The sequence below is a fragment of the Providencia rettgeri genome (assembly GCF_001874625.1).
GTDB lineage: Bacteria > Pseudomonadota > Gammaproteobacteria > Enterobacterales > Enterobacteriaceae > Providencia > Providencia huashanensis.
Genome location: NZ_CP017671.1, coordinates 656819 through 671556 on the forward strand (window position 1 = coordinate 656819; position 14738 = coordinate 671556).

Here is a 14738-nt window from a genome sequence, read left to right on the forward strand (position 1 = left end):
ACTATGTCCTATATTCCTGTTATTGGCCTCGCGGTGGCCATATTTGTCCTGATATTTTTAGTATTACGAACGCGTGTTCATGCGCTGTTAGCGATGCTAATTGCTGCTGCAATCGCAGGTATTTCTGGTGGATTGACAGCAGCAGAGACAGTGACAGTAATTACGAAAGGCTTTGGGTCAACACTCGGTAGCATTGGTATTGTTATCGGACTCGGGGTAATGATGGGAAGGGTATTGGAAGTTTCCGGTGCCGCTGAACAGATAGCCTATAGCTTTATCAAATGGTTAGGTAAAAAACGCGAAGAGTGGGCATTGGCAATTACTGGTTATATTGTCAGTATCCCTATCTTTGTTGATTCTGCTTTCGTCATCTTATATCCATTGGCAAAAGCACTGGCAAAAAACGGTAAGCGCAGCATCTTAACATTAGGAGTTGCACTTGCTGGTGGGCTCGTTGTTACACACCATACTGTTCCGCCAACACCAGGTCCTTTAGGCGTTGCAGGTATTTTCGGTGTTGATGTCGGGGCGATGATCCTTGCTGGGATGAGCCTTGCTCTCCCCTGTGTTATTGGTATTGTTTTTTACGCAAAATGGTTAGGCACTAAATATCCTGAGTTTATGCCAGATGAAACGGGCAGCGAAGATTTAAAAGAAGTTCATGCCCGTTACATGGAAGAAAAAGCAAATAAACCATTACCAAGCTTATTTTTATCATTATTACCGATTATCACGCCAATTTTGCTGATCTTTATTAATGCAATTAATGGCTTGATTTTGAAAACAGCACCATTCCAAGGTATGGAAGGCAATTGGTATTTCCAGACTTTTGAATTCTTAGGTGCGCCGATTATTGCTTTATCAATAAGTGTATTGATCTCTGTATACACATTAATGCCAAAAGCAACTAAAGAAGAAGTCATTGACCGTATGGAAGAAGGCTTGCAATCGGCGGGGATCATCCTATTAGTTACTGGTGCTGGTGGTGCATTAGGTGCGGTGTTACGTGATAGCGGAACAGGGAACATTCTTGCTGAGCATGTTGCTAACTTGCCTATTACACCTGTATTAATTCCGTTTATTATCGCGACATTGGTTCGTTTGATCCAAGGCTCTGGTACAGTTGCAATGATCACAGCAGCATCTATTTCTGCGCCGATCATTAGCCAAATACCCGATATTAACTTATTAGTTGCGGCGCAAGCGGCAACAATGGGGTCTCTGTTCTTCGGTTATTTCAACGACAGCCTATATTGGGTTGTGAACAGAATGATGGGAATAAAGGACGTTAAACAACAAATTATTGTTTGGTCTATCCCTACCACTATTGCGTGGGGTATAGGTTTAGTTGGTGTCCTTATCCTTGATGTAGTTCTCTAACATAGCGTTATTATTTTTAGTTCTGCCAAATAATCAAAGCGCCCAGCTATTAGGGGCGCTTTTTGTGGTTATGACAAACTTTCATCTATACTGGTATCAACGGATTTTAAATAGACATAGCGCAAATGTTAATTTGTGATGAATATCACTAAATAATGAAATCAAGTTTTTATTGTTTTCATTAAAAGTGACACTTATCACTAAAAGTTAATGGTTTTCTCGCTATATTACTAGTTACGATTAATCAGTGATGACTGATTTAATGATGCCATTGTGTAAAGGAGTTTGAAATGTCTGACGTTTTCCACTTAGGTTTAAAGAAAAGTGACTTACAGGGTGCAACTGTAGCGATTGTTCCTGGGGACCCTAACCGTGTTGAAAAAATTGCACGTCTGATGGATAACCCTGTACACCTTGCATCATTGCGTGAATATACCTCTTGGCGTGGTGAGCTCGATGGAAAAGCGGTTATTGTGTGCTCAACAGGTATTGGCGGCCCGTCAACATCTATTGCGGTTGAAGAACTCGCTCAGCTAGGCATTCGTACTTTCTTACGTATTGGTACAACAGGCGCAATCCAAGAAGATATTAATGTTGGTGATGTGTTAGTCACAACAGGTGCAGTACGCTTAGACGGTGCTAGCCAACACTTTGCGCCATTAGAATATCCAGCAGTTGCAGATTTTAATTGTACTAATGCTCTTTACGCTGCGGCAAAAGATGCGGGTGCGACAGTACATGTTGGGGTGACGGCTTCTTCAGATACCTTCTACCCAGGCCAAGAGCGTTACGATACTTATACCGGCCGTGTTATGCGCCATTTCAGAGGTTCAATGAAAGAGTGGCAGGACATGGGGGTAATGAACTATGAAATGGAATCGGCGACATTGCTCACTATGTGTTCCAGTAGCAAAGGCTTACGTGCAGGTATGGTTGCAGGCGTTATTGTTAACCGGACCCAGCAAGAAATTCCAAACGAAGCGTTACTGAAAAAAACGGAAGGTAACGTACTAAGCATTGTCGTTGAGGCTGCTCGTCGTCTGCTATAGTCAATAATTTACTGGCTCGCTTACTGAAATTTCACTCGGTTGTGGATGTAAAGTAGGCGAGCTTAGTCTCCGCACTTTCTTCCTGTATTCCCTCATTTATATTTTTCCTATAAATTTAGTAATTGCTAACAATTTACAGTGAATAATCTGATCCCCCTTATTTCGTAGATCTGTTATTGTCATAAAAACAATTATCAATATTATGTGCCCTCAAATTATTCAGGATGCATTTATTTTTGTAATCTGAATAAAAGCTGTGGGGCTAAAAGGAATTATTATGTCGACAACACCTTATCTTCACCCTTCAGTACTCCCTCTTAAAGGGGGGATTAACTTCCGCGATCTTGGCGGGAAAAAACTTCCTAATGGCAGCAAAATTAAACCTGGTATGCTATTTCGTTCGGGGTCATTAGACCGCTTAACTCAAGAAGATGAATCCGTTTTACATTCACAAAATATTTTTCAAATTATTGATTACCGTGATGAAGCTGAAATTTTAGATAAGCCTGATGTGATCTGGGAAGGGGCTCATTATATTCATGCGCCAGCGAATCCTTTAGCTAAGGAGGTTTCGGCTAACTTAGATAAACTGACCCCAGAAATATTAGAACAATTTGACCCACAAGCTTTTATGTTCCGTCTGTATGAATTATTACCGTTGAATAACCCAGCTTATCATCAACTGGTGAACTTACTGCAACAACCAGAGAAAGGTGGAATAGTCCAACATTGTGCTGTCGGGAAAGACCGTACCGGCGTTGGTTCAGCATTAGTCCTCTTTGCGCTCGGGGCCGATTTGGAAACCGTTATGGAAGATTATTTATTGACCAACGAAACACTAGCACCTTATCGCAAACATCTTTTAGCAGAGCATGCAAAAACGATGAATGAAAACATCGTTAAAAAGTTTGAGTATGTTTATTCCGTGCGCGAAGACTTTCTAATGACTGCCTTAAAGAGTATTGAAAGTCACTATGGTAATGTTGATAAATGGCTAGAGAAAGATTTTGGATTGGGGGCTGGCCAGCGGGAAGCACTGCAAAGTCATTTTCTTGATTGATCTATCTTAAGTGACGACGAGTTGTGGAAATTGCGCCTTATAAATTCCATAACTCGGTTAATTGATAAGGATTTTTTGCTTCGTTTAACCTTGATTTATCACATTTTCGTTACTGTAATAAAGTAAATCAATGATGATAGGGGATTGCTTTGACGCTTAATGAAATCGTTACCCTTGTAACCGACTTTACTCGTGAAAATGAAATATGGGCTCTTCCTATTATTTTCTTTCTCGCGTTTGGTGAGTCATTAGCATTTTTATCGCTACTTTTACCTGCAACAGTCATTTTATTAGGGTTAGGCGCTTTAATCGGTGAAAGTAATATTACATTTTGGCCAATATGGCTTGCTGCCGCTTTAGGGGCATTTTTTGGGGATTGGCTTTCTTATTGGTTTGGTTTTCATTATAAAGAGAATGTTCGCAAAATGTGGCCGATTTCCCGTAACCCGCAAATGATAGATAAAGGGCATCGTTTTTTTGACCGCTGGGGGGTATGGGGGATTTTCTTTGGGCGATTTTTTGGCCCTCTACGTGCGGTTGTTCCCCTTGTGGCAGGGATTTGCGCGATGCCACAGCGTCATTTTCAACTGGCAAATATTGCTTCTGCGATGATCTGGGCATTTGGCATCTTGGCACCGGGTGCACTCGGTCTGAAGTGGTTTGCAAGTTGGGTAGGCTAAGCAAAGCTTGCGAAATGCTTCGCAAAATTTTCTCAGTATATGTAATTACCTCTGGACACTTATACAGTATCCAATTACCTTACACTGGGTTTTGTAAAGTAAGGGTGTAATCGTGGATACCTCTCTTTTATATGCAGTTATTGGTGTGTTGAGTGGCATTTTAGTGGGTGGCTTAGCAACGTGGTTTTCTATTGCTCAAAAAATAGCTCACAAAGATCAAGAGCTACAACAAATCAATCGGCAATTGGCGGCAAGTGACGAAAAAAGTATTCATCTTGCTCAATGGAAAGCAGAGTACGACAGGCTTGACCAAGAATTGCGCACACAACGGGATATCAATCGGGAACAAGAAGCCGAACTTCGTGAAGTCATTACCCGTTTTGAACAAAATCAGCTCGCAAATGAAGAAAAACAACGTATTTTACAAAACAGTGAACAACGATTGACTGCGCAGTTTGAAAATTTAGCAAACCGTATTTTTGAACAAAATGAACGTAGGGCGTCGGAACAGCAACAAAAAAGTTTATTGGCAATGTTATCGCCTTTTCGTGAACAACTAGAAGGTTTTCGCCAACAAGTTCAACAAAGTTTTGGTGAAGAAGCGAAAGAAAGGCATACCTTAGCGTATGAAATAAGGCAGTTGCAGCAGCTTAACAATCAGATGACCAAAGAAGCTGTTAACTTAACCCGGGCACTTAAAGGGGATAATAAAATCCAAGGTAATTGGGGGGAAACTATCCTCACTCGCATTCTTGAGGTTTCCGGTCTGCGGGAGGGAAGCGAGTTTGAAACCCAAGTCAGTGTCAATACAGGTTATAATACTCGCTATCAACCCGATGTTATTATTCATCTTCCTGAAGGTAAAGATGTGGTTGTTGATGCAAAAATGTCATTGGTTTCCTATGAACATTATTTCAATAGCGAAGACCCGCACGAACAACAACAAGCGCTAAAAAATCATGTTGCATCCATACGCAACCATATGCGTATGTTGAGCCGAAAGGATTACCATCAGTTACCCGGAATACGCTCTTTAGACTATGTTCTAATGTTTATTCCTATTGAACCTGCGTATTTGCTTGCTTTAAAGGAAGCTCCTGAGCTACTTGATGAAGGAATAAAACAGAATATCATGTTGGTTTGCCCGTCCACGTTATTAGTGGCTGTGCGAACTATCAATAATATTTGGCGCTATGAGCGACAAGGGCAAAATGCCCAAGAAATTGCAGAAAGAGCTGCAAAAATGTATGACAAACTACGCTTGTTTGTGGATGATATGCAGGTTTTAGGCTCCAGTCTTGATAAAGCGAATAATACTTACCTGTCGGCAATGAAACGTCTTGCACAAGGGCGAGGTAATTTAATTAGTCAGGCGGAAAGTTTTAAAGAGCTAGGGGTAGAAATTAAACAACCTATCGCGCCTCAACTTATTGAGCGCTCAGAGGCATCTAATTGTGCGGAATCTTAGACTTCTGATAGGGTTTTACCTCAAAGACTGTTACACTTCTAACAAAAGTTTGAACTATCAGCAGGCATAAGAGAAATGACTGAACCAACTAAAGAAACCATTGATTTTGGTTTCCGTACTGTCGGCAAAGAAGATAAAGCCGGTCTAGTAGCGAATGTTTTTCACTCTGTAGCATCAAAGTATGACTTAATGAATGACTTAATGTCATTTGGTATTCATCGTATCTGGAAACGTTTTACTATTGAAGCAAGTGGTGTCCGCCGTAATCAGCGTGTACTTGACCTTGCTGGTGGAACAGGTGACTTAACCGCTAAGTTTTCGCGTCTTGTGGGCGAAAAAGGTGAAGTCATACTTGCTGATATCAATGACTCAATGTTGAAGATGGGGCGCGAAAAATTACGTGATCTTGGCATTGTTGGTAATGTAAATTATGTTCAAGCTAATGCTGAAGAACTTCCATTTCCAGATGACCACTTCGATTGCATTACTATCTCTTTTGGTTTGCGTAACGTTACGGATAAAGACAAAGCACTGCGTTCGATGTTTCGTGTTCTAAAACCGGGTGGGCGTCTATTAGTATTAGAATTTTCAAAGCCTATTATTGAGCCATTGAATAAAGCGTATGATGCGTATTCATTTCACATATTGCCTCGTATTGGTCAGGCAATTGTGAACGACCCAGAAAGCTACCGTTATTTAGCGGAATCCATTCGTATGCACCCTAACCAAGAAACACTTAAAGGGATGATGGAAAACGCCGGGTTTGAGCAAGTCTCTTATACCAATATGACTGGTGGGATTGTTGCATTGCATAAAGGGTTTAAATTCTAAGATGGAAGCACCATCAACACATACCGAAAATCAAAATACAGTTTTGTACTCTTTGATAACAGCATTGATGGAAACCTCACTTAACCATATGTTGTTCAAAGAAAAAGTATTACAGCCTGCTAGGGTACGTTTAGCAGGTAAAGTGATGGCTATTGAGCTTAAAGAACTCAATAAAACGCTAACACTTATTTTTGCTGAAAATCATGTTGATGTATTAAGCGAATGGGTTGAACCCGCAGACTGTACAATTAAAACATCATTATTTACTTTAATTAAATTGAAAGATAAACAGCAGTTATCTCAGCTAATCAATCGTGGTGACATCGTGATTGAAGGGGATATGCAGATTGTTCAGCATTGGTCCTCATTGCTCGATTTAGCAATTTGGAACCCGGCACATTATCTTTCACCTTATATTGGTGATGTCGCTGCTGAAGGGCTTAGTAAACTCTTGAATAAAGGCGTTTGCTTCGCATCTCACTTAGTTAAAAGGCAAAAAACGTATGTGAAAGACGCATTAATTGAAGAATGGAAAATGGCACCTAGCCAACTCGAACTTGCTCATTTTAATGACAAAGTTGAGGAAGTAGAACATTCAATTAATACGCTCGAACAAAGGTTAAGTCTGTTGGAGGAGAAGAATGACACCCGGTGAAATAAAACGACTTTACTTCATTATTCGGGTTTTTCTCTCTTATGGACTAGATGAGTTAATCCCCAAAATTAAGCTTACGTTACCGCTAAGAATTGGGCGTTTAGGTTTTTTTTGGATTAGAAATCAGCACAAAGATAGGCCATTAGGCGAAAGGCTTCGTCTTGCATTACAAGAGCTAGGGCCCGTATGGATCAAGTTTGGGCAAATGTTATCAACCCGTCGTGACCTTTTCCCGCCAGCAATCGCAGACCAACTTTCATTGCTACAAGATAAAGTCGCTAGTTTTGATGGGAAATTAGCCCGAGGTTACATTGAGGATTCTCTTGGTGGGCCGCTAGAACAGTGGTTTGATGACTTTGATGAGCAAGCCTTAGCTTCAGCTTCAATTGCTCAGGTTCACACTGCGACGCTAAAAGAAAATGGCAAAGATGTTGTTATCAAGGTAATTCGCCCTGATATTCTGCCTATCATTAAAGCCGATATTAAGTTGATGTACCGTATTGCTAACTGGGTTCCTTTACTACCTGATGGTAGGCGTTTACGGCCCAAAGAAGTAGTGCGTGAATATGAAAAAACGTTAATTGATGAGCTAAACCTACTACGTGAATCGGCCAATGCGATCCAGCTACGCCGTAATTTTGAAAATAGCTCCATGCTTTACATTCCCGAAGTTTACCCAGACTATTGCCGTGAAAACGTTATGGTCATGGAACGTATTTATGGCATCCCCGTATCAGATATTACAGCGCTAAAAGCTCAGGGTACAAATATGAAGCTGCTAGCAGAGCGGGGGGTAAAGGTTTTTTTCACCCAAGTTTTTCGAGACAGTTTCTTCCATGCAGATATGCATCCCGGAAATATCTTTGTTAGCTATGAGCACCCTGAAGACCCCCTGTACATTGGTATCGATTGCGGGATAGTGGGTTCACTAAATAAAGAAGACAAACGGTATCTTGCAGAAAACTTTATTGCCTTTTTCAACCGTGACTACCGCAAGGTTGCTGAACTACATGTTGATTCAGGATGGGTGCCTCTTGATACAAATGTGGAAGATTTTGAGTTTGCTATTCGTACAGTTTGTGAACCTATTTTTGAAAAACCATTGGCCGAAATTTCATTTGGGCATGTTTTATTAAACTTGTTTAATACTGCACGTCGTTTCAATATGGAAGTACAACCACAGTTGGTATTATTACAGAAAACATTACTGTATGTGGAAGGGCTTGGGCGTCAGTTATACCCTCAGCTTGACTTGTGGAAAACGGCAAAACCATTCTTAGAAGATTGGGTTCACAGCCAAGTGGGGCTACCCGCCATTACTCAGGCATTGAAAGAAAAAGCGCCTTACTGGGCAGAAAAGATGCCTGAAATTCCTGATTTAATATATGGCGCATTGCGACAACATAAGTTTTTACAATCGAATATAGACCAGTTAACACAACAGTTGAAAAGTCAGCGCAATAAACAGCGTAAATCCCATTATCTTCTAGGTGTGGGGGCGACTTTTATTTTGTGTGGTAGCTTATTTTTTATTTCTGATTTTACACGGCTTGCGGTCGTATTTATGGCGGCGGGTGCCCTATCTTGGGTAATTGGTTGGTGTAAAGCGGGCGATAATTAAGTAAACTTTGTTTTGCGACAAGTTTATAAGGCTGTGAACATTTCCGTATTTAGTGTTGGTTGTATATAATAGATATAACAACAATTGATCCCAAAACTATAGAGGTATTAACAATGGAATCAACTATTGCAATGGCTGCTTTCGGTAGTCCTTGGCAACTAATCATCATTGCTTTGCTTATTATTTTAATTTTCGGCACCAAAAAATTACGTTCATTAGGTTCTGATTTAGGTGAATCACTTAAAGGTTTCAAGAAAGCGATGAGTGATGATGAAAAGGCAAAAGTTGAGCAAGATAAGCAAGATGCCGACTTTGCGACTAAGAACATTACTGAACAACAGGCTTCTGAAAAAAAAGAAAGCCCAGTTGAGAGCAAAAACAAAGAGCAGGGTTAAACCGTGTTTGACATAGGTTTTAGTGAGCTGTTGCTTGTTACAGTTATTGGTCTTGTAGTCTTAGGTCCTGAGCGCTTACCAGTGGCAGTGAGAACTGTCGCTGGGTGGATACGTGCTATGCGTTCAATGGCAGCGAATGTACAAAATGAGTTATCACAAGAGCTGAAATTACAAGAGCTGCAAGACACTCTGAAGAAAGTAGAAGAGAAAGCTAACTTAGAAGCGCTTTCCCCGGAACTTAAGCAGTCCATGGAAGAGCTGCGTACAGCAGCACAGTCATTGAAAAGCGGCTATCAAGCAACAACCAGCGATATCGAAACAGAGTTAAATAAAGCAAAAGAGATCACTGACAGTTATGATAGTGCTGTTAAGGATGCTGAAAACAAGGCCCCAGAGGCCCAAGAATCAGATCCTGACCCTGAGCATGCAGCTAAGATGGCAGCGGTTGTTGAGGATAAAACACCTGAAGCTCCTACAACAGTGAAAACGGCTGAGCCGCTCGATGCTAAAGTAAAGAACTCTAATCAAACTGAAAGTGAAAAATAACACATGGCTGTAAATGATACACAACCACTTATTAGCCACCTCATTGAACTCCGTAAACGGCTAATGAACTGTTTAATTACAGTTTTGATCGTTTTTGCTGCGCTCGCTTATTTTTCAAATGATATTTACCGGCTGGTAGCAGCCCCTTTGATTGATAAGTTGCCAGTGGGCTCTCAAATGAGTGCGACGGATGTGGCGTCAACCTTCTTTACCCCTATTAAACTGACGATGATGGTTTCGGTTTTTGTATCGATACCAGTTATTCTCTATCAAATTTGGGCATTTATAGCGCCGGCCTTATACAAGCATGAACGCAAACTCATGTTGCCTTTGCTTGTTTCAAGTAGCTTTTTGTTTTATTTAGGGATGGCATTTGCTTACTTTGTTGTTTTCCCATTAGCTTTTGGCTTTTTTGTAAAAACAACACCAGACAGCGTTAACTTTATTCCGGACATCAGTAAATATCTTAGTTTTGTCATGACATTATTTATGGCTTTTGGTGCTGCATTTGAGGTACCAATTGCAATTATTTTACTGTGTTGGACTGGGGTAACTACACCTGAATCATTAAAACGTAAACGTCCATATATTTTGGTTGGGGCATTTGTTGTAGGGATGTTTTTAACCCCACCAGATGTCCTTTCTCAGACTTTACTAGCAGTCCCAATGTATTTGCTATTCGAGTTGGGGGTATTACTGTCTAACTTTTATGTCGGCAAAGGTCGAGGTCGACAAGAAGAAGGTACTGAGGAAGAAGAGTCGTAAGTAGGTTTTAGGTCATATTAGGCTTAATGACAGCCCATAGAGAACCCTTCATTGTTGAAGGGTTTTTTATGGGCACGATTTTTAGTCAGTTGATTTTTTAAATTGAGTATTATCAACAATTTTAGGGACACTTTTGTTCAATATATTCAGTAGAAGAATTGAACGATATTCTCCATTTGGCTCATCAAAGATAGCTTGAACCCCCGCAAAAACCCCCTCGGTAATTGTGACTTGATCTCCATGTTTTGGCATATCAGGGGCTATGGAATGACTAATAGGGTTTTGTTGTAATAACTTAATGATTTCATCAGGGACTTCAGCGGGTAATTGGCCAAACCGAATAAAATGGCTGACCCCACGAGTTGATTGGATAGTCGTAGTATGAATTTCGTTGTGATCAAACTTTACGAACAAGTAATTAGGGAATAAAGCTTCTTGCACCTTAGTTCTTTTTCCTCTGACCACTTTTTCCATTTCTGTCATGGGCGTCATACAGATAACACTCTGCCTATTTAGATGCTCAATAGCACGCTCAATTTGCCCTCGTTTGCAATAAAGCAGATACCACTTTTCCATTTTTCGAATCTCGCATGACAAAATTATGTTTATGATAACAAATTACGACATAACAGTGTGACTATTGAGTAGTAGCACAATATTATTGGTATTCTGAAGCTTATATTAATCGAATATGGACTTTAGGTAACTGTAATATAAAAAGCAAATCAGTAGGAGACATGATGGATATCTTTTTGTTGAGTAATGGTAAGCTGCCAGGTAACCCTGTATGGCTAAGCTATGCTCTACCTCGTATCAAAGAAATGATTACACGTAAAAATGTAAAGTCAGCTGTTTTAGTTCCTTATGCGATCCTTCGTGGCTCACATGATGAAAGAGCAGAGCAACTATCGGAAGCTTTAGGGATAAACGTTACTTCCATTGAGCATTTTGCGAGCCCAGTAGAAGCGATTGAACAAGCTGAGTGTATCTTAGTGAGTGGTGGCAACACTTGGTGGCTCAACAAGTGTTTACATGAAAATGGCTTGGTTGTTGCTATTCAGCGCGCTGTTAAAGAACGAGGAGTCCCTTACATAGGTTGGAGTGCGGGGTGTAACGTTGCGACTCCAAGTATTCGTACTACTAATGATATGCCCGTAAGTAATGCTGTAATTATGCCTTCTCTAGGGTTATTCCCTTTACAAATCAACCCCCATTATATTGATGCTCATATTTCTGGGCACATGGGCGAAACGCGTGATGAAAGGTTGCAAGAATTTTGTGTAATTAATCCTCATGAGGTTGTTGTTGCTCTGCGAGAAGGGAGTGGGATGCAGATCAAAGGTAATGAACTTCATTATTTCAGTGGAAAAGATCAAGGTTTTAAACTATTTCAGCACAACAAAACATTCTCAGAGCAGTTTGATACATTATTATTAGAAAAATTAGTCCCTTTTGATTGCCAGTAAAATGGTATACTTGACCAGAAAAAGATTGATTATTAAGTGTTTTAGGCAGTAACTTGTAACCTTGGCCGGACGTCTTATAATGGGACTCCCTCTGTAACAGTAAAAGAAGATAATGAAATATCGTGACCTTAGAGATTTCATCGCGCAGCTTGAAAAGCAGGGCGAACTAAAACGTATTACAATGGAAGTCGATCCCTACTTGGAAATGACTGAAATTGCAGATCGTACACTAAGAGCAGGGGGACCGGCCCTATTATTTGAAAATCCCAAAGGTTATAACATGCCTGTCCTATGCAACTTGTTTGGGACGACAAAACGCGTTGCTATGGGGATGGGGCAAGAAGATATCAAAGCCTTACATGATGTAGGTAAATTGCTCGCATTTTTAAAAGAGCCTGATCCTCCGAAAGGTTTTCGTGACCTTTTTGATAAGCTACCAAAATTCAAACAAGTATTGAATATGCCAGCAAAGCGCTTAAGTTCAGCGCCTTGTCAGGAACAAATTTGGGCCGGTGATGACGTAGACATCACCAAAATACCCGTTATGCATTGTTGGCCAGAAGATGCGGCACCGTTAATAACATGGGGGCTAACTGTCACCAAAGGGCCATATAAAGAAAGGCAAAACTTAGGTATTTATCGCCAGCAAGTACTTGGTAAAAACAAAGTTATCATGCGTTGGTTGTCTCATCGCGGTGGTGCTCTTGATTTTCAAGAATGGTGCCAAGCTCATCCAGGTGAAAAATTTCCGGTAGCCGTAGCATTGGGGGCTGACCCGGCAACAATTTTAGGGGCGGTAACCCCTGTGCCTGACACGTTATCAGAATATGCATTTGCAGGCTTATTACGTGGTAATAAATCAGAGGTCGTAAAATGTATATCTAATGACCTCGAAGTTCCGGCGGGTGCCGAAATTATTCTTGAGGGCTATATTGAACCGGGTGAAATGGCACCTGAAGGGCCTTATGGTGACCACACAGGTTATTATAATGAGATAGATAACTTCCCTGTGTTTACTATTACTCATGTGACTCAGCGCCGCGATGCAATTTATCATTCAACTTATACAGGGCGGCCACCTGATGAACCAGCGGTACTTGGTGAAGCCTTAAATGAAGTTTTAGTACCTATCCTACAAAAGCAATTTCCAGAAATTGTCGATTTTTACCTTCCACCTGAAGGTTGTTCATACCGGCTTGCTGTCGTAACAATGAAAAAACAATATGCGGGGCATGCAAAAAGAGTAATGATGGGAGTCTGGTCATACCTGCGCCAATTCATGTACACTAAATTTGTTATTGTTTGTGATGATGATATTAATGCGCGTGATTGGAAAGATGTTATCTGGGCAATTACAACCCGAATGGACCCTGCCCGTGATACCGTTATGATGGAAAATACGCCGATAGACTACTTAGATTTTGCTTCACCTGTATCAGGGTTAGGTTCAAAAATGGGGCTTGATGCAACCAATAAGTGGCCAGGTGAAACGGATCGCGAATGGGGACGTCCTATTGTTATGACAGATAACGTAAAATCCCGTATTGATGACATTTGGGAACAATTAAATATTTTTGAAAAATAAGAGGGGAACCATGGCAACTCTAAGCTGTAAAGTTACATCTGTCGAATCGATTACGGATACGGTTTATCGGGTTATATTGTTGCCAGATGGTCCTTTTCATTTTAAAGCAGGTCAATATTTAATGGTCGTAATGGACGAAAGAGACAAACGACCATTTTCAATGGCTTCTACCCCAAAAAATAAAGAAACGATTGAATTACATATCGGAGCTTCTGAAATCAACCTGTATGCTATGGCTGTTATGGACAGGATTTTAGAACAAAAACGCATCGATATTGATATTCCTCACGGTAAAGCTTGGTTTCGCGAAAACAGCAGCAATGGCATGATTTTAATTGCAGGGGGACAGGGTTCTCTTATACCCACTCAGTACTGCTTGCTGCATTAGCTGAAAATCCTAATCGTGACATTACTTTCTATTGGGGAGGGCGTCAGTTGGAGCACCTGTATGACCTTGGTGAATTACAAGCACTGAGTGAAAGCTACCCTAATTTGAAAATCACCCCTGTTGTAGAGCAACCTGATGAATTATGGCGTGGTAGAACAGGCACTGTTCTCAGCGCAGTGTTAGAAGATTTCGGTGATTTATCCAATCATGATATCTATATTGCAGGGCGTTTTGAAATGGCGAAAATTGCTAGGGATCGTTTCTGTAATGAACGCAATGCTAGGGCCGAGCAGTTGTTCGGTGACGCTTACGAATTCATTTAACCCGTCCTAGTTCAAATTGTAGGGGTGTTGGCTTCGCTCATTCGCCCTAGTCACATACTTATGTATGCTCCTAGGGTCTCATCACTTGCCGCCTACCTACAATCTGAACTATGAGGGTTAAACTCGTCTGGTATCTGCATGAAATCAGGTTAGTTTCAAATTGTAGGGGGGCTGGCTTCGCTCATTCGCCCTAGTCACATACTTATGTATGCTCCTAGGGTCTTATTCACTTGCCGCCTACCTACAATCTGAACTATGAGGGTTAAACTCGTCTGGTATCTGCATGAAATCAGGTTAGTTTCAAATTGTAGGGGGGCTAGCTTTGCTCATTCGTCCTAGTCACATACTTATGTATGCCCCTAGGGTCTCATCACTTGCCGCCTACCTACAATCTGAACTATGAGGGTTAAACTCGTCTGGTATCTGCATGAAATCAGGTTAGTTTCAAATTGTAGGGGGGCTAGCTTCGCTCATTCGTCCTAGTCACATACTATGTATGCTCCTAGGGTCTCATCACTTGCCGCCT

General features: G+C 41.0%; 14 protein-coding genes and 1 pseudogene. 14 read left to right on the forward strand and 1 reads right to left on the reverse strand.

What is annotated here, in order from left to right; genetic code table 11:
- Nucleotides 1–3: 3 nt before the first annotated feature.
- The 11 genes from RB151_RS02810 to tatC all read left to right on the forward strand — a co-directional run bounded on the left by RB151_RS02810 (nt 4) and on the right by tatC (nt 10450).
- Complete coding sequence (locus tag RB151_RS02810) at nt 4–1380, forward strand: GntP family permease (RefSeq protein ID WP_042848833.1); 1377 nt, start codon at nt 4–6, stop codon at nt 1378–1380.
- 290 nt (nt 1381–1670) lie between these two features.
- Nucleotides 1671–2429: a uridine phosphorylase gene (udp, locus tag RB151_RS02815; protein ID WP_042848832.1), complete on the forward strand. Its 759-nt coding sequence runs from the start codon at nt 1671–1673 to the stop codon at nt 2427–2429.
- 277 nt (nt 2430–2706) lie between these two features.
- A complete protein-coding gene (locus RB151_RS02820; RefSeq protein WP_071547682.1) occupies nt 2707–3489 on the forward strand; it encodes a tyrosine-protein phosphatase in 783 nt (260 codons plus the stop codon).
- 149 nt (nt 3490–3638) lie between these two features.
- Complete coding sequence (locus RB151_RS02825) at nt 3639–4169, forward strand: DedA family protein (RefSeq protein WP_042848830.1); 531 nt, start codon at nt 3639–3641, stop codon at nt 4167–4169.
- Between the two features lie 112 nt (nt 4170–4281).
- A complete protein-coding gene (gene rmuC, locus RB151_RS02830) occupies nt 4282–5637 on the forward strand; it encodes a DNA recombination protein RmuC (protein ID WP_048608629.1) in 1356 nt (451 codons plus the stop codon).
- A 75-nt stretch (nt 5638–5712) separates the two neighbouring features.
- Nucleotides 5713–6468, forward strand: a complete 756-nt coding sequence (gene ubiE, locus RB151_RS02835; protein WP_042848829.1) for a bifunctional demethylmenaquinone methyltransferase/2-methoxy-6-polyprenyl-1,4-benzoquinol methylase UbiE — start codon at nt 5713–5715, stop codon at nt 6466–6468.
- 1 nt (nt 6469) lies between these two features.
- Nucleotides 6470–7123 carry a ubiquinone biosynthesis accessory factor UbiJ gene (locus RB151_RS02840; RefSeq protein WP_042848828.1) on the forward strand — a complete coding sequence of 218 codons (654 nt, stop codon included), beginning with the start codon at nt 6470–6472 and terminating at the stop codon, nt 7121–7123.
- Nucleotides 7110–8744 carry a ubiquinone biosynthesis regulatory protein kinase UbiB gene (gene ubiB / locus RB151_RS02845; protein ID WP_042848827.1) on the forward strand — a complete coding sequence of 545 codons (1635 nt, stop codon included), beginning with the start codon at nt 7110–7112 and terminating at the stop codon, nt 8742–8744. Before RB151_RS02840 ends, ubiB begins: the two co-directional genes overlap by 14 nt.
- A gap of 113 nt (nt 8745–8857) precedes the next feature.
- Nucleotides 8858–9139 (forward strand): twin-arginine translocase TatA/TatE family subunit, encoded by a 282-nt coding sequence (tatA, locus tag RB151_RS02850; protein ID WP_042848826.1) that lies wholly within the window; start codon nt 8858–8860, stop codon nt 9137–9139.
- Between the two features lie 3 nt (nt 9140–9142).
- Nucleotides 9143–9685 (forward strand): Sec-independent protein translocase protein TatB, encoded by a 543-nt coding sequence (gene tatB, locus RB151_RS02855; protein ID WP_042848824.1) that lies wholly within the window; start codon nt 9143–9145, stop codon nt 9683–9685.
- A 3-nt stretch (nt 9686–9688) separates the two neighbouring features.
- Entirely contained in the window at nt 9689–10450 is a 762-nt protein-coding gene (tatC, locus tag RB151_RS02860) for a Sec-independent protein translocase subunit TatC (protein ID WP_042848823.1), read from the forward strand.
- A gap of 81 nt (nt 10451–10531) precedes the next feature.
- Here the strand turns inward: tatC and rfaH are convergent, their stop codons facing one another.
- Nucleotides 10532–11026 (reverse strand): transcription/translation regulatory transformer protein RfaH, encoded by a 495-nt coding sequence (gene rfaH, locus RB151_RS02865; protein WP_042848822.1) that lies wholly within the window; start codon nt 11024–11026, stop codon nt 10532–10534.
- A gap of 164 nt (nt 11027–11190) precedes the next feature.
- Here rfaH and pepE point away from each other — a divergent pair, with 164 nt between their 5' ends.
- From pepE to fre, 3 genes and pseudogenes are all read left to right on the forward strand, one after another.
- On the forward strand, nt 11191–11916 hold the full coding sequence (gene pepE, locus RB151_RS02870) for a dipeptidase PepE (RefSeq protein WP_042848821.1): 726 nt from the start codon (nt 11191–11193) through the stop codon (nt 11914–11916).
- A gap of 112 nt (nt 11917–12028) precedes the next feature.
- Nucleotides 12029–13501, forward strand: a complete 1473-nt coding sequence (gene ubiD, locus RB151_RS02875; protein ID WP_042848820.1) for a 4-hydroxy-3-polyprenylbenzoate decarboxylase — start codon at nt 12029–12031, stop codon at nt 13499–13501.
- Between the two features lie 10 nt (nt 13502–13511).
- A pseudogene (gene fre, locus RB151_RS02880) lies at nt 13512–14212 on the forward strand (NAD(P)H-flavin reductase).
- The last annotated feature ends 526 nt before the right edge of the window (nt 14213–14738 follow it).

What these genes read in the sequence shown, in the direction of transcription:
- ubiE (WP_042848829.1), top strand. Translation starts at nt 5,713, where the DNA reads ATGACTGAACCAACTAAAGAAACCATTGATTTTGGTTTCCGTACTGTC.
- ubiD (WP_042848820.1), top strand. Translation starts at nt 12,029, where the DNA reads ATGAAATATCGTGACCTTAGAGATTTCATCGCGCAGCTTGAAAAGCAG.
- RB151_RS02820 (WP_071547682.1), top strand. Translation starts at nt 2,707, where the DNA reads ATGTCGACAACACCTTATCTTCACCCTTCAGTACTCCCTCTTAAAGGG.
- rfaH (WP_042848822.1), bottom strand. Translation starts at nt 11,026, where the DNA reads ATGGAAAAGTGGTATCTGCTTTATTGCAAACGAGGGCAAATTGAGCGT.
- pepE (WP_042848821.1), top strand. Translation starts at nt 11,191, where the DNA reads ATGGATATCTTTTTGTTGAGTAATGGTAAGCTGCCAGGTAACCCTGTA.
- udp (WP_042848832.1), top strand. Translation starts at nt 1,671, where the DNA reads ATGTCTGACGTTTTCCACTTAGGTTTAAAGAAAAGTGACTTACAGGGT.
- ubiB (WP_042848827.1), top strand. Translation starts at nt 7,110, where the DNA reads ATGACACCCGGTGAAATAAAACGACTTTACTTCATTATTCGGGTTTTT.
- tatC (WP_042848823.1), top strand. Translation starts at nt 9,689, where the DNA reads ATGGCTGTAAATGATACACAACCACTTATTAGCCACCTCATTGAACTC.
- tatA (WP_042848826.1), top strand. Translation starts at nt 8,858, where the DNA reads ATGGAATCAACTATTGCAATGGCTGCTTTCGGTAGTCCTTGGCAACTA.
- RB151_RS02840 (WP_042848828.1), top strand. Translation starts at nt 6,470, where the DNA reads ATGGAAGCACCATCAACACATACCGAAAATCAAAATACAGTTTTGTAC.
- RB151_RS02810 (WP_042848833.1), top strand. Translation starts at nt 4, where the DNA reads ATGTCCTATATTCCTGTTATTGGCCTCGCGGTGGCCATATTTGTCCTG.